General features: G+C 72.1%; 16 protein-coding genes. 4 read left to right on the top strand and 12 right to left on the bottom strand.

The annotated features are described in order from the left end of the window. Positions 1-3 precede the first annotated feature (3 nt). Genes IM697_RS15410 through IM697_RS15400 form a run of 3 tightly spaced genes read right to left on the bottom strand, consistent with a single transcriptional unit; the run spans position 4 to position 2,851 of the window. The gene (locus IM697_RS15410) at positions 4-816 is read right to left on the bottom strand and encodes an ABC transporter permease (RefSeq protein ID WP_194048250.1); all 813 of its coding nucleotides are present in this window, start codon (positions 814-816) and stop codon (positions 4-6) included. Next, on the bottom strand, positions 804-1,697 hold the full coding sequence (locus tag IM697_RS15405) for an ABC transporter permease (protein ID WP_194048249.1): 894 nt from the start codon (positions 1,695-1,697) through the stop codon (positions 804-806). Before IM697_RS15405 ends, IM697_RS15410 begins: the two co-directional genes overlap by 13 nt. Then, positions 1,694-2,851, bottom strand: coding sequence for an ABC transporter substrate-binding protein (locus tag IM697_RS15400; RefSeq protein ID WP_194048248.1), 1,158 nt, complete (start codon positions 2,849-2,851; stop codon positions 1,694-1,696). The genes IM697_RS15405 and IM697_RS15400 overlap by 4 nt, the downstream gene beginning before the upstream one ends. A 238-nt stretch (positions 2,852-3,089) precedes the next feature. Here IM697_RS15400 and IM697_RS15395 point away from each other — a divergent pair, with 238 nt between their 5' ends. Continuing rightward, the gene (locus IM697_RS15395) at positions 3,090-3,830 is read left to right on the top strand and encodes a GntR family transcriptional regulator (RefSeq protein ID WP_194048247.1); all 741 of its coding nucleotides are present in this window, start codon (positions 3,090-3,092) and stop codon (positions 3,828-3,830) included. A gap of 78 nt (positions 3,831-3,908) precedes the next feature. Beyond that, positions 3,909-4,328, top strand: a complete 420-nt coding sequence (locus IM697_RS15390) for a hypothetical protein (protein ID WP_194048246.1) — start codon at positions 3,909-3,911, stop codon at positions 4,326-4,328. On the opposite strand, the gene IM697_RS15385 is transcribed toward IM697_RS15390, so the two are convergent. The 4 genes from IM697_RS15385 to IM697_RS15370 form a co-directional block, all read right to left on the bottom strand. Beyond that, entirely contained in the window at positions 4,321-4,773 is a 453-nt protein-coding gene (locus tag IM697_RS15385) for an Lrp/AsnC family transcriptional regulator (protein ID WP_030947984.1), read from the bottom strand. The two genes, IM697_RS15390 and IM697_RS15385, sit on opposite strands and share 8 nt — an antisense overlap. 10 nt (positions 4,774-4,783) lie before the next feature. Next, the gene (locus tag IM697_RS15380) at positions 4,784-6,253 is read right to left on the bottom strand and encodes an amino acid permease (protein ID WP_194048245.1); all 1,470 of its coding nucleotides are present in this window, start codon (positions 6,251-6,253) and stop codon (positions 4,784-4,786) included. A gap of 342 nt (positions 6,254-6,595) precedes the next feature. Continuing rightward, positions 6,596-8,038: a GuaB1 family IMP dehydrogenase-related protein gene (locus IM697_RS15375; protein WP_194048244.1), complete on the bottom strand. Its 1,443-nt coding sequence runs from the start codon at positions 8,036-8,038 to the stop codon at positions 6,596-6,598. Between the two features lie 156 nt (positions 8,039-8,194). Continuing rightward, the gene (locus IM697_RS15370; RefSeq protein WP_228044682.1) at positions 8,195-8,638 is read right to left on the bottom strand and encodes a hypothetical protein; all 444 of its coding nucleotides are present in this window, start codon (positions 8,636-8,638) and stop codon (positions 8,195-8,197) included. A 148-nt stretch (positions 8,639-8,786) separates the two neighbouring features. On the opposite strand from IM697_RS15370, the gene IM697_RS15365 reads away from it, so the two are divergent. Then, complete coding sequence (locus IM697_RS15365) at positions 8,787-10,547, top strand: translation initiation factor 2 (protein WP_228044680.1); 1,761 nt, start codon at positions 8,787-8,789, stop codon at positions 10,545-10,547. 19 nt (positions 10,548-10,566) lie between these two features. Here the strand turns inward: IM697_RS15365 and IM697_RS15360 are convergent, their stop codons facing one another. From IM697_RS15360 to rpe, 4 genes are all read right to left on the bottom strand, one after another. Further along, positions 10,567-12,582, bottom strand: coding sequence for a tetratricopeptide repeat protein (locus IM697_RS15360; RefSeq protein ID WP_194048243.1), 2,016 nt, complete (start codon positions 12,580-12,582; stop codon positions 10,567-10,569). An 87-nt stretch (positions 12,583-12,669) separates the two neighbouring features. Further along, on the bottom strand, positions 12,670-12,975 hold the full coding sequence (locus IM697_RS15355) for a barstar family protein (protein ID WP_194048242.1): 306 nt from the start codon (positions 12,973-12,975) through the stop codon (positions 12,670-12,672). An 84-nt stretch (positions 12,976-13,059) separates the two neighbouring features. After that, positions 13,060-14,103 (bottom strand): sugar-binding transcriptional regulator, encoded by a 1,044-nt coding sequence (locus IM697_RS15350; protein ID WP_194048241.1) that lies wholly within the window; start codon positions 14,101-14,103, stop codon positions 13,060-13,062. 78 nt (positions 14,104-14,181) lie between these two features. Then, positions 14,182-14,868, bottom strand: coding sequence for a ribulose-phosphate 3-epimerase (gene rpe / locus IM697_RS15345; RefSeq protein WP_194048240.1), 687 nt, complete (start codon positions 14,866-14,868; stop codon positions 14,182-14,184). Between the two features lie 191 nt (positions 14,869-15,059). Between rpe and IM697_RS15340 the strand changes: the two genes are divergently transcribed. After that, a complete protein-coding gene (locus tag IM697_RS15340; RefSeq protein ID WP_194048239.1) occupies positions 15,060-17,204 on the top strand; it encodes an MMPL family transporter in 2,145 nt (714 codons plus the stop codon). Between the two features lie 69 nt (positions 17,205-17,273). Here IM697_RS15340 and IM697_RS15335 read toward each other — a convergent pair whose 3' ends face one another. Next, positions 17,274-18,692 carry an RsmB/NOP family class I SAM-dependent RNA methyltransferase gene (locus IM697_RS15335; RefSeq protein ID WP_194048238.1) on the bottom strand — a complete coding sequence of 473 codons (1,419 nt, stop codon included), beginning with the start codon at positions 18,690-18,692 and terminating at the stop codon, positions 17,274-17,276. Positions 18,693-18,732: the final 40 nt, after the last annotated feature.

The following is an 18,732-nucleotide window of genomic DNA, read 5'->3' as shown; positions in this document are numbered from 1 at the left end:
GGTTCATCCCCGGGAGGTAGTACGGGTACGGCCGCCGAAGCCGGCGATCACGAGCAGCAGCACCCAGGTCACGAGCAGGCTCAGCACGGACACGGCCACGGACAGCTGGGCCTGTGAGCCGCTGACGTTCACGATCCACACCGCGAACGGCTGGAAGCCCAGCAGCTGCGCGACCGTGAACTCGCCGAGCACCAGGGCGAGGGTGAGGAAGGAGGCGTTGAGCAGGGCGCCTCGGAGGTTGGGCAGCACCGCCTGGGCGAGCGCCTGCGGCCAGCCGGCGCCGGAGCTGCGGGCGGCCTCGACGAGGGTGCGGACGTCGACGGCGCGCAGCCCGGCGTCCAGGGCCCGGTACACGAACGGCAATGCCATCACGACGTAGGCCAGGACCAGCACGAACGGGAAGTGAGGGTTCTGGATCGCGACGAAGGTCTGGAACAGCGGCGTGCGCGAGAGGTGCTCGGGCCCCCACTTGAGGACCGTGCCGATCCCGGCGACGAACGCGATCGGCGGCACCACCAGTGGCAGCGAGCAGACGATCTCGACGACCGGCCGCAGCCGGGGCGCGCCGAGCCGCAGCGCGACCATGGCGGGCACCATCAGCAGCAGGACCAGGGCGATGGTGGCGGCGGCCAGTTCCAGCGAGAGCAGCAGGCTGGAGACGAAGCCCTCGGTGGAGAAGATCCGGGTGTAGGCGTCGAAGGTGAGGCCCCGGCCGGGCACGTCGACCGTGAAGACGACCGACGCGGCCAGCGGCACCAGGAAGTACAGCCCGGCGAGGCCGAGCACGCCCCACCGCCACAGGTTCAGGCGAGCCATCGCGCACTCCGTCGTTGCAGGGGCAGGTACACGGCCATGACGAGTCCGGCGACCAGGACCATGTCGAGGCTGAGGGCGAGCGCCACGTTCTCCTGCCCGACCAGGACGTTGCCGGAGAGGGCGTCGGCGATCTGCAGGGTGACCAGCGGGACGGAGCTGCCCACCATGGCGGCGGCGGTGGCGTACGCGGCGAAGGCGCTGCCGAAGAGCAGGACGAACCCGCCGAGCAGCGTGGGCAGCAGGACGGGCAGGGCCACGTGCCGCCAGTACTGCACGGTGGTGGCGCCGTTGTTCTGCGCGGCCTCGCGCCACTGGACGCGCAGCCCCTCCAGGGCGGGGGTGATGGTCAGCACCATCAGCGGGATCAGGAAGTACAGGTAGACCAGGACCAGTCCCCAGAAGCTGTAGAGGTCCCAGCCCTTGTCCGTCAGGCCCAGGTGCCGGGTCAGCACACCGGCGTTGCCGAGCGTGGCGACGAAGGCGAAGGCCAGCGGGACACCGCCGAAGTTGGCCAGCACCCCGGACGCGGTGAGCACGGCCTCGCGCAGCGCGCGGAAGCGGGAGGTCACCACGGCCTGGGCGAGCGGCAGACCGAACAGCGCCCCGAGCGCGGCGGAGACGGCGGACAGCTTGACGCTGCCGAGCAGGGCCGTGAGGTAGGCGCCCTGCAGCGAGGCCGTCAGGTTCTCCGCGCTGTACGAAGTCGCCCCCGTGGCCGGGTCCTTGACGCTGAAGGCGCCGTTCAGCATGGCCAGGGCGGGCAGCCCGAAGGCGAGCGCGGTGAGGACGAGCAGCGGGACGACGGCGAGCCAGCCGAGCGACCGGCGCCGCCGCACCGCGGCGGCGGGCGCCGTGTCGACCCGTACGGCGGTGGCCGTCATCCGGAGACGGCCTTCGCCCAGCCCTGCCCGAGGACCGTCTTGGCCTTGTTCTGCTGGGCCTCGGTCGGGAAGGAGGGCGTCCCGGAGACCTCGGGCAGTTTGGCCGCGGCCGTCTTGTCGAGGGTGCCGGCCTTCTCCATGGCGGTCATCAGCGCCGGCCGGGCGAATCCCTTGAGCCACAGGTTCTGGCCCTCGGGGCTGTAGAGGTACTCCTGCCACAGGCGGGCGGCCGCGGGGTGCGGGGCGTCCTTGTTGATGGCCTGGGAGTAGTACTGCGAGAACTTGCCGTCGCTGGGCACCGACACCTGCCAGTCGACGCCCTTGGACTTGAACTCCTCGGCGTACCCGGCGTTCAGGTAGTCCCAGTCGAGGGTGATCGGCGTCTCGCCCTTCTCGACGGTGGCCGGGGTCGCCTCGACGGGCGTGTAGTTGCCGTTCTTCTTCAGCTTGGCGAAGAAGTCGACGCCGGGCTGGATGTCGTCGAAGGAGCCGCCGCCGGCGAGGGCGGCCGCGTACACGCCGGCGAAGGCCGCGCCGGACTTGGTGGGGTTGCCGTTGAGGGCGACCTGTCCCTTGTACCGCGGCTTCAGCAGGTCGGCGAAGGTCTTCGGGCACTCCTTGACCCGCTTGGCGTCACAGCCGATGGAGATGTAGCCGCCGTAGTCGTTGAACCAGCGTCCCTGCGCGTCCTTCTGCTCCTCGGGGATGTCGCCGAAGGCCCGCACCTTGTACGGCGCGAGCAGTCCCTGCTGGGCGGCACTGATCGCGAAGGAGCTGCCGAGGTCGAGGACATCGGGGGCGCGGTCCTGCCCCTTCCTCGAGGTCACCGCGTTGATCTCGTCCTGGCTGGAGCCGTCGGGGTTCTCGACCTCGATCTTGATGCCGTACTTCTTCTGGAACCCGTCGATGAGGGCGCCGTAGTTGGCCCAGTCGCGGGGCAGCGCGATGGCGTGCAGCGTGCCCTCCTTCTTCGCCGCCTCGACCAGCTTGTCCATGCCGCCGAAGTCGGCTGCGGAGGTGGCGGTGGCGGCGCTCTTGCCGTCGGCGGTGGTGGAGGCGTTGTCGGGGGCGGCGCCACAGGCGCTCAGGGCGAGCGCGGCTACGACGGCGAGGGCACCGCCGCGGGCGGCGGTTCTCGGCAGGGAGACGGACACGGTTGCTCCAGGGGGACGCGCGAGGGTGCGGGAGGATCTTGCCCAGGAAAGGTCTCGAACTTGTCTGAACAAGTTGGCCCCAGTAGGCCCGCCGATGGTGACACGTTCGTTAACACTGGCGAAAGCCTCCGCCCTGAATTCGTGCACACTCCTGGCACACTCCCGGCTGACACGGAGCACCGGACGATCTCGATTAGGCTGGTCACGCTGTGCACAGCAACCGACTCAGAGGGGAAGCATGACGGCGCGACACGAGGAGATCGCCGACGAACTGCGCCGGGCGATCGACCGCGAGGAGTACACGGTCGGCAGCCTGCTGCCCGCCGAGACCGACCTCGCGGCCCACTACGGCGTCTCGCGCGGCACGGTCCGGCAGGCCGTCGCCGCCCTGACCGCCGAGGGCCTCATCGGCTCCCGCCAGGGCGCCCGCCGCGTGGTGCTGGCCAGCCGCCGCAGCCAGAGCTTCGCGGAGCTGCGCAGCTTCGCCCAGTGGGCGCGGGCGATGGGCCGGGAGGCGACGGGGCACGTGGTGACGCAGGAGTACCGCCCGGCGACGAAGGAGGACGCGGTCCGCCTCCAACTGAGCGCCGGAACCCCGGTGTTGCACGTCCTGCGGGTGCGCGGACTGGACGGCGAGCCGGTGCTGCTGGAGCGGACCGTGTACGCCGACTGGATCTCCCCGGCCGTCGAGCCGATCGAGCCCGACTGCGCCTCCGTGACTCAACGGCTCTACGAGGACACGGGGTTGGTCTTCGCCTACGGCGAGCATGTCATCGACGCCGTGGCGGCGGGGGCGCGGGACGCCGAGCTGCTGGGCATCCGCCGCACGAGCCCGTTGCTGAGGGTGCGGCGGGTGACGACGACGCGCGAGGGCCGGCCCGTGGAGTGGTCGGACGACCGCTACCGCTCGGACGCGGTGAGCTTCAGCGTGCACAACTCGATCGGCAACAACGCGCTGGCCCGCAAGACGGCCGACTGACCGGCCTCCGCCGAACGGCTACCCGGCTCCGCCTGACGGAGGAGGCCGCCGCGAGGGCCGGCGCCCAGGATTGCGGGTATGGACGCCACCGAGATCCCCACCCTGCCGTTCATCGACGAACACACGACGACCGTCGAGGCGAACGCCGCCGCCGTCTGGCGCGAGCTGGACGCCCTGATGCACGGCGCACGCGGATTCCGGGTGGCGGTGTCGACCCCGGGCCACGAACTGGCCCTGGTCGGCCACCACCCCTTCTCGACGTACGCGCTGATCTTCCATCTGGACGAGGCGACCTCGGGACACACGCGCTTGACGGCCCAGACCCGGGCAAGGTTCCCCGGCCGGGCGGGCACCCTCTACCGGCGGCTGGTCATAGGCACGGGAGGCCATGCACTGGTCGTACGGCACATGCTGAGAAGGGTCCGCAAACGCGCCCCACAGGGGCGTGGGGAACTGCGCGACCAGCCCCCACCGACCTGCAGACAAAGCACTACGTAGGCGACCCAGAAGAAAACCGCCGCAACAAAGGCGAAAGCACCAGCACCGACTTGGTCCGCTCCACGAACGGCTCCCCGGCGATCCGCTCGAGCACCCGCTCGAAATGCCGCATGTCAGAGGCGAAAACCTGCACGACCGCATCCGCCTCCCCGGTGACGGTAGACGCGGCCACGACCTCCTGGTACCGCTCCAGCCCCCGCCGGATGGTCTCCGGCGAGGTGTTGTGCCGGCAGTAGATCTCGACGAACCCCTCCGTCTCCCAGCCGAGGGCCGACGGATCCACCCGTACGGTGAACCCGGTGATGGCCCCGGTCGCACGCAGCCGGTCCACGCGCCGCTTCACGGCGGGCGCGGACAGGCCGACCAGTTGCCCGATGTCCGCGTAGGAGCGGCGGGCGTCCTCGGCGAGGGCGTGCACGATGCGTTCGTCGAGATCGTTCAGCACTGCGGGTGGTTCACTTCACTTCTGGCACGGCGAGACGGGAACGGCGATAGCCGTACACGAAGTAGAACACGAGACCGGCGGCCATCCAGAACCCGAAGACGACCCAGGTGACGGTGTCCAGGCTGAACATGTTGTACGCGCAGAACAGGAAGCCCAGCACCGGCAGCACCGGCCCGAACGGCACCCTGAACGTGCGCTCGAGCTCCGGACGCTTCACGCGCAGCACGATCACCGCGATGTTGACCAGCGCGAAGGCGAACAGCGTGCCGATGCTGGTGGCGTCGACGAGCTTGCCCAGCGGGATGAGGGCGGCGAGGACACCGCAGAACAGGGACACCAGGACGGTGTTCAGGCGCGGGGTGCCGGTCTTCCGGTCGACCTTGCCGAGCGCCTTCGGCACCAGGCCGTCGCGGGACATCGCGAAGAGGATGCGGGTCTGGCCGTAGAGCACCGTCAGCACGACGCTCGCGATGGAGATGACCGCGCCGAGGGCGAGCAGGGTGCCCCAGAAGGTCTGGCCGCTGACATCGTTCATGATCGCGGCGAGGGAGGCCTCGGAGCCCTCGAACTTGGTCCAGTTCCAGGCGCCGACGGCGACACCCGCGACGAGCACGTACAGGGCCGTCACGATGATCAGCGAGAGCATGATGGCCCGCGGCAGGTCCCGCTTGGGGTCCTTGGCCTCCTCACCGGCGGTGGAGGCGGCGTCGAAGCCGATGTAGGAGAAGAACAGCGTGGCGCCCGCGGCGCTCACACCGGCCATGCCGAGCGGCATGAAGTCCTCGTAGTTGCCGGACTTGAAGCCCATGAAGCCGACCGCGCAGAACAGCACCAGCGCGGCGATCTTGACGGCGACCATGATGGTGTTGGCGCGGGCGGACTCGCGGACGCCGCCGAGCAGGAACACCATCGCCAGCAGGACGACGATCAGCGCGGGCAGGTTGATGATCCCGCCCTCGCCGGGCGCGGAGGACAGCACGGACGGGACGGTGACGCCGATGGTCCCGTCGAGCAGCTCGTTGAGGTACTCGCCCCAGCCGACGGCTACGGCGGCCACCGACACCCCGTACTCCAGCACCAGGCACCAGCCGCAGACCCAGGCGACCAGCTCGCCCATCGTTGCGTACGCATACGAGTACGAGGAGCCGGCGACCGGGATGCTGCCCGCCAGCTCGGCGTAGGACAGGGCCGAGAAGAGCGCCGTGAGACCGGCTGTCACGAAGGCCAGGGTGACCGCGGGACCGGCCTCCGGGACGGCGTCGCCGAGGACGACGAAGATGCCGGTGCCGAGGGTGGCACCGATGCTGATCATGGTGAGCTGCCAGAGGCCGAGGGAGCGCCGCAGGGACCCTCCCTCGCCCTGGCCACCCTCCGCGACCAGGCGTTCCACGGGCTTGCGACGCATCAGCCGCGCGCCCAGGCCCTGGGACGGTGGGCCTGTCCGGTTGCGGTTCTGCGGGGGTGCGCCTTGGTCGAGCACGCGCTGACTCCTTCGTCGCTGCCTCTCAGGGCGACGGGGACCGGCGGCACTCCTGTGACAGCAGGAACCCACCGAGCGGGGTCCCCGCCACGCTACGTACGAGGCGACAGCCTATGAGGAGCGGCGTTGCCGTTGTAATGCAGCAACCTTGCGCGTGGCCGCAAGATCATTGCGTTCCTCGGGCCTTGGTGGGTGTTCGTTGCAGGACGGCTTTCGACCATTGCGCAGGGCCTCTCCGCCCTCCAGCCACGGGATCGGACACCTGCTGTCCCCGGCATGCGAAACGGCCCCCGATCTTCCCGGCGAAGGGAACAACGGGGGCCGCGGGCAAGGGCGTCGACATCAGCTCCAGCTGGCGTGCAGCGGCTTGCCCTCCGCGTAACCGGCCGCGCTCTGGATGCCGACGACGGCCTTCTCGGCGAACTCCTCCAGGGAGCCGGCGCCCGCGTAGGTGCAGGACGACCGCACGCCCGCGATGATCGAGTCGATCAGGTCCTCCACACCCGGGCGGGCCGGGTCGAGGAACATACGGGAGGTGGAGATGCCCTCCTCGAACAGCGCCTTGCGGGCGCGGTCGTACGCCGACTCCTCCGACGTGCGGTTGGCCACCGCCCGCGCCGACGCCATGCCGAACGACTCCTTGTACAGCCGACCGCCGGCGTCCTGCTGGAGGTCGCCCGGCGACTCGTAGGTGCCGGCGAACCAGGACCCGACCATCACGTTGGACGCACCGGCGGCCAGCGCCATGGCGACATCGCGCGGGTGCCGGACACCGCCGTCGGCCCACACGTGCTTGCCGTACTTCCTGGCCTCGGCCGCGCACTCCAGCACCGCCGAGAACTGCGGCCGGCCGACGCCGGTCATCATGCGGGTCGTGCACATGGCGCCCGGGCCGACACCGACCTTGACGATGTCCGCGCCGGCCTCGACGAGGTCGCGGACACCCTCGGCGGCGACGATGTTGCCGGCGACGATCGGCACCCGCGGGTCGAGCGCCCGCACCGTCCTGATCGCGGCGATCATCGACTCCTGGTGGCCGTGCGCCGTGTCGATGACGAGGGTGTCGACGCCGGCGTCGAGCAGTTGCTTGGCCTTGCCCGCGACGTCGCCGTTGATGCCGACGGCGGCCGCTATGCGCAGCTTGCCGTTCGCGTCGACGGCCGGCGTGTACAGCGTGGCGCGCAGGGCGCCCTTGCGGGTGAGGATGCCGGCGAGGCGGCCATCGGCGTCGACGGCCGGGGCGTAGCGCCGGTTGTGGTGGTCGAGGGTGTTGAAGGCCTCGCGCGGGTCCTGGTCGGCGTCGAGGAGCAGCAGGTCCCGGGACATGACCACTTCGAGCTGGGTGAAGCGGTCCACGCCGGACAGGTCGGAGTCGGTGACCACGCCGATCGGCTTGTGGTCCTCGTCGACGACCACACCGGCGTTGTGCGCACGCTTGGGCAGCAGGGCCAGCGCGTCGGCGACGGTCTGGTGCGGGGCCAGGATGATCGGGGTGTCGAGGACGTGGTGGCGGCTCTTCACCCAGGAGATGACGTCCGTGACGACGTCGATCGGGATGTCCTGCGGAATGACCACGAGGCCGCCGCGCCGGGCCATCGTCTCGGCCATCCGCCGCCCCGCGATGGCGGTCATGTTGGCGACGACCAGCGGGATCGTGGTGCCCGTGCCGTCCGGGGAGCTGAGGTCCACGCCCTGCCGCGAGCCGACCGCGCTGCGGCTCGGGACCATGAAGACGTCGTCGTACGTCAGGTCGTACGCGGGCTGGATGTCATTGAGGAAACGCACGTGCTGCACATCCCAGTCGATCAGAGGTGGCCCCCGGACAGGTCAGCCAGGGGGAAGAGCACGTACTTCATTGTCCCATGCTGACCGGATTGCGATGCACGGTCATATCGTCCAAGCAGGTCAGAGGCCCTCTGGGAGGAACCTCCAAGCCGAGAGTCAGCCGCGTTCCCGTGCGAGGGCGTCCCGCGCCGCTTCGAGGAACTCGTCCCTGCGCGCGTCGAACTCGTCGAGGACGACGCGCTCCGCGCGCAGGGACCGCATCAGGGCACCGGCAGCGGCCGCCGGCTCCGCCGGCCCCTCCAGGAGTACGACGGTGTAGGCCCGCTCCAGCTCCAGCCGATCGGTCGGCTGGCCCTCCCATGCCCTGCCCGCGCGGGCGCCCGCGTCGGCGGCCTCGAGGAAGCGCACGTAGGCCTGACGGCGCTGGTCGTGGACGCGCGTGGCGCGCTGCTCCTCGATCGTCAGCCGCAGCGTGTGCAACGCCGCCTCGGCCTGCCGCTCCCCCGCCCCGCGCGTCGACCTCGCGGAGATCACACTGCCGGCGAGCGCGGCGCCGGCCCCGATCAGCGCGGCGAGAACCGCGACCAGCCACTCACTCATGGGACGCATTCTGCATGTCCGCATCAGACGGGGGGCGGGAAGGGCCGACGGAGCCCCGGATACCATCGCCACGCTGCACCTGACCGCACCCGCGAAAGCGCCGCCGATCTGCGCAAACGCGATACACGGCAGGTACACGACGAATAGAATGGACGAACACTTGGGCGACGGGCGACGGGCGACGGGCGACGGGCGACGGGCGACGGGCGATCGCGGAGCTGACGCTGCCGCCGTCGAGCGGTGCGTGCTGTTCGCCGCGCGGTCGCAGAACGCACTGCACCGGCTGCTCGACACGCTCCCCGTCTTCGCCGGTGACCGGCGCATCCGGCACTGCTTCACCCTGGTCCCCGGCTCGGACTTCTCCCTCGACGCCCTCACCGCGATAGAGCGGGCCGGCGCCCGCACCCTCCCCTGGTCCCAGGCCCTGGCCCGCCGTTTCGACCTGGTCCTCGCCGCCGGCCCGAAGGGCGACCTCCACGCCCTGCGCGGCCCCCGCGTCCTCCTCCCGCACGGCGCCGGCTTCAACAAGGCGCTCCCCGACGAGGGCACCGCGGACTCCGCGTCCGGCCTCGACCCCGCTCATCTGCTGCGGCCCGACGGCGCTCTCCTCGCCGACCTGTACGCGTTCGCCCACCCCAGCCAGGTCTCCCGGCTGGCCGCCGTCAGCCTGGAGGCGGCCGCCCGCGCCACGGTCGTCGGCGACCCCCTGCTGGACCGCTTCCTGGACTCCGCCTCCCCGGACCGCCGCGACCACTTCCGCACCGCCCTGCGCACCGGCGCCCGCCGCCTGGTCGTGCTCGTGTCGACCTGGGGCCCGGAGTCACTGCTCAGGCGCCGCCCGTCGCTGCCCGCCGACCTGGCCGCCGTGCTGCCGTACGACGAGTACCAGCTCGCCCTCGTCCTGCACCCGAACGAGCGGGTCCGGCTCGGCACCTTCGACCTGGAGCAGTACCTGGAGCCGGCGCGCCGGGCGGGCCTGCTCCTGCCCGCCGCGTACGAGGAGTGGGCCTCGGTCGTCGTCGCCGCGGACGTGCTGGTCTCCGACCACGGTTCGGCGGCCCTGTACGCGGCCGCCCTGGACCGCCCGCTGCTCGCGGCCTACGACGGCGGCGAGGAGCTGCTCCCGGGCAGCCCGATGGCAGCCCTGCTGGACCGTTCCCCCCGCCTCGGCACCGACGTCTCCGCCGCCCCGGCCGCCCTCGCGGAGGCGCTCCGCTCCCACCGCCCGGGCAGCGTGCGCGCCGTGGCCGACACCGCGTTCGCCGAGCAGGGCAACGGCCTCCACCGGCTCCGCGAGGAGCTCTACGCCGTCCTCGGCCTGGAACCCCCGACCGCCCCCGCCGTCCCGCGTCTGCTCCCCACCCCGCCGGCGGCCCCCTCCCCTCCGTCGGCCTTCGCGGTACGCGTCCACCACGATGCGCAGGGCCGCATCCACGTGGCCCGCCACCCGGCCCACCTGACCCCGCCCGCCCCGGCGCACCACCTCGCGGCCGACGCCGGCACGGCCAACCGGCGCTACCTCCAGAGCGCCGCCGTCATCCACCGCAGGGCCGACCGCCCGGGCACGGCGCAAGGCGGCGCGACCACCCTGACCGCGGACGCCTGGACCGACCGCACCCTGACCGCCCATCCCGGAGGCCGCCGTACCGCTGCGGTGATCGTCTCGGCCACGCAGTGTCTGCTCCGCACCCGCACCGGCCCGCTGCTCTCCGCCCACATCTCGCCCTGCCCGGAGCGGGACGGCCCGGTGTACGCCGACCCGGCGGCGATCCTCTCCGCCGTCCACGCCGCCCTCGTCACCGCCGAGGCCGACGGCCCGCCGAGCACCCTGACCTGCGCCCTGGGCGAGCGGTCCTTCGCCGTACGCCTCGCTCCCGCGACGGAGGACGAGGCCGCGCTGCCGGTATAGCCCCGCGGCCCCGGTGAGCTCACCCCAGCCCGCTCCGCTCCCGCGCGGCCACCGCCGCCGCACGGTGCTCCCGCGCCTCCGCGTCCCGTCCCTCCCGCTCGTCGAGGTCGGCGAGTGCGTCCAGTACGCGTGCCTCGTCGCGGGAACCGCCCCGGCCCCGCGTCCCCTCCAACGCGGCCCGGTACAGCTCACGGGCCTCGTCGGCCCGGTCGAGGCGGGCCAGGACGCCGGCCAGCGCGAACTCCGCCCGTGCCGTGAGGCGCGCCCGGTTGCCCGCCGCGAACTCGGCACGCGCACGCGTGAGCAGTTCCGCCGCCCGCGGCAGTTGTCCGAGGTGGGACAGGGCCTCGCCCAGGCGGTAGGTCTGGAGCGTCACGCCGTAGGCGTTCCGGATCTCCGTGTGCACAGCGCCCGATGCCTCGAAGTCCGCCGCCGCAGCCGCCCAGTCGCCCCGCGCGGCCCGCAGCATCCCGTGGAACTCGGTCGCGCTCGCCGCGAGTTTCCGCTCCTGCTCGGAGCCTCCGAGACCGGCCCGTACGGCATCGAGCGCGGCCGTCAGTTGTTCCTCCGCCGCCTCGAAGTCCTCCTGCTCCCACAGGGGGCGGGCCAGCTGGCAGCGCAGGCGGACGACGGCACGGACGTCACCGCCGCGCTGTGCCGCCGCCACGCCCGTGCGGAACGCGTCGATGTGGTCGGCGTAGTGCGGGTGGTCCAGGAAGTGGGTCCACAGGGGCTCGCACAGCGCCCATGCCTCGGTCGTCCCCCAGTCCTCGGCCACCCCGGCCGCGTACGCGATGCGGACGCACTCGAACAGCGCGTGCCGCTCGGCCTCCAGCCACTGGTACGCCCGGCGCCCGGCCCTCGTACCGGAGTCGCCGTCGCGCTCGAACAGCACGTCATGCGTGCCGGGCACGTGAGGAACCCGCGCGGCCACGGCGAGCCTCGGCCCGGCGGCCACCAGGTCGGCGCGCTGCGCCTGGCGCAGGTACCACCGCACGATCCGCCGCCGCGCCGAGGCCCGCTCCCGGGGGTCGCCGTCGGCCTCCGCCCGCCGCCGCGCGTGCGCCCGCAGCGGCTCGGGGAGCCGGACCCGGCCGTCGTCGTGCTCTCCGCCGGTCAGCAGCCCGGCCTCGCGCAACTCGTCGAGCGCGTCCTCGGCGGCATCGGCCCCGCGGCCGAGCAGCGCGTCGGCCGCCGCGAGGGTGAGGGAGGGGCCGGGGAAGCCGGCGAGCAGCCGGTAGAACCGTGCGGACTCGTCGCTCAGCGCCCGGTAGGCCGCGTCCCAGACCCGCTCCACCATCGGGATGCCCTGGTCGTTCAGCTCGGCCGTGAGCCTGCTCAGCAGCCGGGGCAGCGGCCGTCCCGGATGGCGGCGCAGCCAGCGGCCGGCGACGTGCAGCGCGGCGGGCAGTCCGCCGCACAGCTCGAGCAGCTCACGCGTCACGTCCGGCTCGGCGGCCAGCCGCGCGTCGCAGGCCACCTTCTCCAGCAGGTCCAGCGCGTCCGCCTCGGTCAGGGGAGCCAACGGGAGCTCCACGGCGGCCCCGGCCTGGAGGTCGTACAACGGACCATGGCTGGTCACGATCACCAGGCTCGCGCCCGAGGCGGGCAGCAGCGGTTCGACCTCCAGGGTTCCGCTCCGGGCGTTGTCGATGACGACCACCAGCCGCTTGCCGTGCGTCAGCGACCAGTACTGCCGTGACCGCTCCCCGAAGACGGGGGCGATCCAGTCGGCGCCCAGGGAGCGCAGCAGGTCGCCCAGGACGTCGGCGACCTCCACGGCGCCGCCCCGGCGCAGGTCGTCGAGGTCGACGTACAGGACGCCGTCGGGATAGTGCTCCGCGACCCGGCGGGCCAGCCGGAAGGACAGCTCGGTCTTGCCCGTACCGCCGTATCCGCTCACCGCCACGCACAACGGCCGTGCGGCGGACCGCGTCCCCGCCCCCTGCCGCTCCGCGACGAGCCGGAGCACCCGGTCCTGCGGCCCGTCCCGGTCCACGAAGTGCGCCGGTTCCGGCGGAATCTGGTACACCATCCGTCGCTGACTCCCGTCCGCTGCCTGTGCCGGACACGAACCTATCCGGTGACGGGAGTTGATGAGCCGTCAGGCCACCGCACGGCGTCAGCCGAGGGCGAGCGCCACGGTCAGTGAGGAGGCGCGGGCGACCGCGTCGGCGAACACGTCCTGCGCGGTCACCCACTCCTCGGGCCGCGCCTTCGCATACGGTTGCCAGTTGCGTACGACGACCACCAGCCCCCGCTCGACGGCGCCCGCGGGCCAGACGGTGCGATCGGAGAGGGAGTCGGCGAGCGCGTCCCAGTTGCGGCCGAACCAGTCGGGCAGCTCCAGGTCACGGGCGCACCGGTCCATCAGGCCCGCCTTGTCCATGACCCCGTCGAGGTCCAGCGTGACCACGTGCTCCGTCATGTCGGTACCGCCCAGGTCGTAGGGGAATCGTCGAAACGCACGAGGGGACGGCCCGCTCGACCGCCCCCTGCAACTGACGTACTGTCAGCTTCCGTCCGGATCGGCCCGGTTGAGCGCGTTCTTGGGCGTCGGCCCGGCCGTCATCAGATAGTCCGCCGCCGAGGTGTCCGTCACCAGGCTGGTGACGAGCCCGGAGCGCAGCACGGCGTCGATCGCCGCCGCCTTGCGCTGTCCGCCCGCGATCGCGACGACCTCCGGGATACGGCGGAGCTGGTCGGCCTTGACCGTGATGCACCGCTCCCCCAGGTCCCGCCCGACCCGGCGCCCCTCGGCGTCGAAGAGGTGCGCGGACATCTCGGCGGCGACGCCGAGCGAGGCGTAGTGGGCCCGCTCCTCGTCGCTGAGCATGTCGTGCACCGTCGAGATGCCCGGCTCCCAGGAGCCGATGGAGACACAGGCGACCGTGACCTTGTCGAAGTACTCGAAGGCGCGGGCGATCCCGGTCTGGTGGCGCAGCGCCTGAGCGGTGGCCGCGTCCGGCAGCAGCATCGGCGCGTAGATGGGGTGCGCGTCGCCGCCCGAGACCTGCGCCGCCCGGCGTACCGCCTCGACGGAGCCGCGCTCGGCGGTCCCGGCGTCGTACACGCCCGTCAGCTGCACCACCGTGCACGGCGGCAGCCGGTCCAGGGCCGCGGCCATGTGGATGGTGGAGCGGCCCCAGGCCAGGCCCAGCACATCCCCTTCGTTCACCAGCTCGCCGAGCAGGTCGGCGGCCACTTCTCCGAGGTTCTCCGGGTCGGGAGACTCCTCGATCTCGGCCGGGGCCTCGACGACCACGGCGTGCCTGAGGCCGTAGCGGGCGCGCAGCGCGTCCGAGCGCTCGGCGTCCAGCTCGGCCGGCACCCGGATCTCGATGCGCACCAGATCCCGTTCGAGAGCGGTCTCCAGGACCCGGGCCACCTTGAAGCGGCTGACGCCGAACTCCTCGGCGATCTGGATCTTGGACTTGCCCTCGAGGTAGAAGCGGCGGGCCATGGCCGCCGCCTGCACCAGCTCAGCGGGTCCCATCCGCATGGCTGACCGGCCCGCCGACATACCCGACACGGCGATCTCCTCACTGCTGTTCACACTCTGGATTCGCCGTTCATCCTTGCAGATCCGGCGCTCTTGATCCGCCCTGATGGGCGCCGTTCACGTTCCCTTGGCTCAGTGGTCGCATGCCCAGGCGGCGGACTTTGTCACGTCCTCCGCCTGAGCGCGCAACGCGCGGACCGCTGCGGCCGGGTCCTGCGCCCCGTACACGGCCGAACCGGCGACGAAGACGTCCGCGCCCGCCTCCGCGCACCGCTCGATCGTCGAGTCCGCGACACCGCCGTCGACCTGGAGCCACAGGTCGAGGCCGTGCTTGCTGATCAACTCGCGGGTGCGGCGAATCTTCGGAAGCATGATGTCGAGAAACGCCTGACCACCGAAGCCCGGCTCGACCGTCATGATCAGCAGCATGTCGAGTTCGGGGAGCAGATCCTCGTACGGCTCGATGGGCGTGGCGGGCTTGAGCGCCATGGCGGCCCGGGCGCCCTTGGCCCTGATCTCCCGGGCCAGCCGCACCGGGGCCGCGGCGGCCTCGACATGGAAGGTGACGGAGGAGGCCCCCGCTTCCACGTACTGGGGCGCCCACCGATCGGGGGCCTCGATCATCAGATGGCAGTCCAGCGGGGTGTCCGTCGCGCGGGCCAGGGACTCTACGACCGGCACACCGAGTGTGAGGTTCGGGACGAAATGGTTGTCCATGACGTCGACGTGGAGCCAGTCGGCTCCTTCGACCGCCTTCGCCTCGTCCGCGAGGCGGGCGAAGTCGGCGGACAGGATGCTGGGGTTGATCTGCACGGCCATGCCCCAAGACTGCCATGCCCTCCGGGGGTGAGCAGCATCGGTCCCGGCTGGAAACGGCCGTATGTTCGCCGCGGGCCGCTGGTGGCCGGCCGCGCCCGCGCGGCGGAGCCGCAGGTGTCACCGTCCCGCGCCCCTTACGGGGCGCGGTCGCCCGTGCCATGCTGGGCGGCCACCGGGCTACGGGGGTGGCCATGACCGGGATCCAGGAGAAGAAGCAGCAGCCGGAGGCGGCGCGGCGGGGCGTCGCGCAGCTGGTCTGCGGACGGCGCTCCAAGTGGGTCGTGCTCGTCCTGTGGCTGGTGGTGCTGCTGGTGACGGCACCGCTCGCCCAGAAGCTGACCGACGCGCAGGACAACGACGCGGCCTCCTGGCTGCCGGGGTCCGCGGAGTCCACCCAAGTCCTCGAGATCTCCGAGAACTTCCGGCCGCAGCAGATCCCGGCGATCGTCGTCTACGCCCGCGACGGCGGCCTCACGGCGCAGGACCGGGCCGCGATCACCGAGGACCTGGCCCGGCTCAAACAGCTCACCGACCACGGCATCCGCGGCGCCGAGACCCGGGGCCCGGTCTTCGACCGGGAGGCCGACCCGCGGGCGGCCCAGGTCCAGGTCCCGATCACGATGGACGAGCAGGGCTGGGAGCGCATCGGCCCGGCCGCGGACTCCATCCGGGACATCGTCGGCGCGGGCGGCGCCGGACTGGCCGTGCACATCACGGGCCCGGGCGGCACCTCGGCGGACTTCGCCGAGGCGTTCGAGGGCATCGACTCCACCCTGCTGTTCGCGGCGATGTCGGTCGTCATCGTGATGCTCCTGCTCACCTACCGCAGCCCGACCCTGCTCCTGGTCCCCCTGATCTCCGTGATCGTCGCCCTGTTCACGGCACAGGCCTTCATCTATCTGCTGGCGGAACACGCGGGCCTGACGGTCAACGGCCAGAGCGCGGGCATCCTCACGGTCCTGGTCTTCGGCGCGGGGACGGACTACGCCCTGCTGCTGGTGGCCCGCTACCGAGAGGAACTGCGCCGTCACGAGGACCGCCACGACGCGATGGCCCTGGCTCTGCACCGCGCGGGCCCGGCGGTGCTGGCCTCCGGCGCGACCGTCGTGCTGAGCATGCTGGTGCTGCTGGCGGCGGAGATGAACTCGACGAGGGGCCTGGGCCCGGTGGCGGCGATCGGCGTGGCGGTGGGCCTGCTGGCCATGGTGACCCTGTTCCCCGCGCTCCTCGTCATCGTCGGCCGCTGGATCTTCTGGCCGGTGATCCCGCACGTCGGTACGGACAACCCGGAGGAGCGCGGCGTCTGGGCGCGCATGGGCCGCGGCATAGCCCGCCGCCCCCGTATGACGTGGGCGATCACCGCCGTGGTCCTCGCGATCTGCTCCCTGGGCCTGATCCAGTTGCGCGCGGAGGGCCTGAGCAACGCCGACGCGTTCACCGACAAGCCGGACTCGATCACCGGCCAGGAGGTCTCCGCGCGCTACTTCCCGGCCGGCAGCGGCGACCCCCTGGTCATCGTCAGCGACCAGGCGCAGGCACAGCAGGTGGGCCGCGCGGTCGCCGGCACACCGGGCGTGGTCCCCGAGTCCCTGGGCCTGCCGCCGGGCACGAAACCGCTCTACGACGGCAAGGTGCTCTTCGAGGCGACGATGACCGCCCCGGCGGACAGCGAGGCCGCGAAGCAGACCGTCGAGCGCGTACGGGACGCCGTGCACGCGGTCCCGGACGCCGACGCCCAGGTGGGCGGCGGTACGGCGGCCCTCCTGGACATGGACCGGGCGACGACCCACGACAACATCCTGATCATCCCGCTGGTGCTGGCGGTGGTGATGCTGATCCTCGCCGTACTGCTGCGCGCCCTGACGGCCCCGCTGCTGCTGGTCGGAACGGTGATCCTGTCCTTCGCGGCGGCGCTCGGCATCAGCGCCCTGGCCTTCCGCCACCTCTTCGACTACGCGGGCGAGACGACCGACTTCCCGCTGTTCGTCTTCGTCTTCCTGGTGGCCCTGGGCATCGACTACAACATCTTCCTGACCACCCGCATCCGCGAGGAGGCCACCCACCAGGGCACCCGTCGGGGCGTCCTCACGGGCCTCGCCGCCACCGGCGCGGTCATCACTTCAGCCGGTCTGGTCCTGGCCGGCACCTTCGCCGCCCTCGGCACCCTGCCCATGGTCGCCTTCGCCGAGATCGGCTTCGCGGTGGCGCTGGGGGTGCTGCTGGACACGTTCATCGTGCGGTCGGTGCTGGTGACGTCGTTGTTCCTGGACGTGGGCCCGAAGGTGTGGTGGCCGCACAGGCTGGCGCGGGAGGAAATCAGCCCGTCCGGCGATTGATCAGCCCCTCCGGTGATTGATCAGCCCCTCCGGTGATTGATCAGCCCCTCCGGTGATTGATCAGCCGGCTCACCCCACCCGTCGCAGCAACGCCAAATACATCGCATCCGTCCCGTGCAGATGGGGCCACAACTGCACATCGGGCCCCTCCCCCAACTCCGGTACCCCGGGCAGCAACGGACGCGCGTCGATCAGCTCGGCCCCACCCCGCTCCTTGAGCACGTCGTCCACGACGGCCCGCGTCTCGGCGAGATGCGGCGAGCACGTGGCGTACCCGACCACACCCCCCACCCGCACGGAGTCGAGAGCCGAACGCAACAGCGCCCGCTGCAGCGGCGCGAACCCCTCCAGATCCTCCGGCCGTCGCCGCCACCGCGCCTCGGGTCGCCGCCGCAGCGCCCCGAGCCCGGTGCACGGCACGTCCATCAGCACCCGGTCGAAGCTCCCGCCGCGCCACGGAGGCCGTGTCCCATCGGCGGCGATGACCTGGTACGGCCCCGGATTGCCCGCCAGCGCCCGGGCCACCAGCCCCGCCCGGTGCGGCTGCTTCTCGGAGGCCAGCAACACGGCCCCCCGCTCGGCGGCGATCGCACCGAGCAGCGCGGCCTTCCCGCCGGGCCCGGCACACCCGTCGAGCCACCTCTCGTCGGGCCCGTCGACCGGAGCGTTGGCCAGAGCGAGGGCGACCAGCTGACTCCCCTCGTCCTGCACGCCCGCACGCCCGTCCCGCACGGCCTCGATGGCCCCGGGCTCCCCGCCCTCGGCCAACCGCACGGCGTACGGCGACCAGCGCCCCGCCACCGCGGCCTCCTCGCCGAGCAGTTCCTCGGTCGTGGCCCGCCCCGGCCGCGCGACCAGTGTCACCTCGGGCCGCTCGTTGTCGGCCGCCAGCAACCGCTCGATGCCGGCCCGTCCGCCACCGAGCGAGTCCCACAGCGCGGAGACGACCCACCGCGGATGCGAGTGCACCACGGCGAGATGGTCCTCGGGATCCTCGTCGTACGGCGGCGCGACCCGCTGGATCCACCCGTCGAGATCGTCCTGCGCGACCTTGCGCAGCACCGCGTTGACGAACTTCGCCCGCCCGTCCCCGAGCACGACCCGGGCGAGCTCGACGGACGCCGACACCGCGGCATGCGTGGGAATCCGCGTCCCCAGCAGCTGATGCGCACCCAGGCTGAGCACGTCGAGCACCGGCGGGTCGACTTCCCGCAACGGCCGGTCCACACACGCGGCTATGACCGCGTCGTACGTCCCCTGCCACCGCAGCGTCCCGTACACCAGCTCGGTCGCGAGCGCGGCGTCCCGCCCGTCGAAGTCGCCCTTCTCCCGCGCCTTGCGCAGCAGCGGCGGCAGCACGAGGTTGGCGTACGCGTCCCGCTCGTCCACGGCACGCAGCGCGTCGAAGGCGAGCATGCGGACGGGGTCCTTCTTGGGCCGTCGGTAGGGCTTGCCGGTTCTGCGGGGCCGACGGGAGGTGTCGCTCACGAAAAGGTGCTCCGGAATACTGGACGAGATGTACGACCAG

The organism is Streptomyces ferrugineus, assembly GCF_015160855.1.
In the GTDB taxonomy this organism is placed as follows: domain Bacteria; phylum Actinomycetota; class Actinomycetes; order Streptomycetales; family Streptomycetaceae; genus Streptomyces; species Streptomyces ferrugineus.
Note: the sequence above shows the minus strand (reverse complement) of the source record. Positions and strands in the feature narration are given on the sequence as shown.

Excerpts from the sequence above, each read along its gene's own strand:
- IM697_RS15360 (WP_194048243.1), bottom strand. The coding sequence starts at position 12,582 with ATGGTGTACCAGATTCCGCCGGAACCGGCGCACTTCGTGGACCGGGAC.
- IM697_RS15365 (WP_228044680.1), top strand. The coding sequence starts at position 8,787 with ATGGACGAACACTTGGGCGACGGGCGACGGGCGACGGGCGACGGGCGA.
- IM697_RS15340 (WP_194048239.1), top strand. The coding sequence starts at position 15,060 with ATGACCGGGATCCAGGAGAAGAAGCAGCAGCCGGAGGCGGCGCGGCGG.
- IM697_RS15390 (WP_194048246.1), top strand. The coding sequence starts at position 3,909 with ATGGACGCCACCGAGATCCCCACCCTGCCGTTCATCGACGAACACACG.
- IM697_RS15410 (WP_194048250.1), bottom strand. The coding sequence starts at position 816 with ATGGCTCGCCTGAACCTGTGGCGGTGGGGCGTGCTCGGCCTCGCCGGG.
- IM697_RS15405 (WP_194048249.1), bottom strand. The coding sequence starts at position 1,697 with ATGACGGCCACCGCCGTACGGGTCGACACGGCGCCCGCCGCCGCGGTG.
- IM697_RS15355 (WP_194048242.1), bottom strand. The coding sequence starts at position 12,975 with ATGACGGAGCACGTGGTCACGCTGGACCTCGACGGGGTCATGGACAAG.
- IM697_RS15370 (WP_228044682.1), bottom strand. The coding sequence starts at position 8,638 with ATGAGTGAGTGGCTGGTCGCGGTTCTCGCCGCGCTGATCGGGGCCGGC.
- rpe (WP_194048240.1), bottom strand. The coding sequence starts at position 14,868 with ATGGCCGTGCAGATCAACCCCAGCATCCTGTCCGCCGACTTCGCCCGC.
- IM697_RS15395 (WP_194048247.1), top strand. The coding sequence starts at position 3,090 with ATGACGGCGCGACACGAGGAGATCGCCGACGAACTGCGCCGGGCGATC.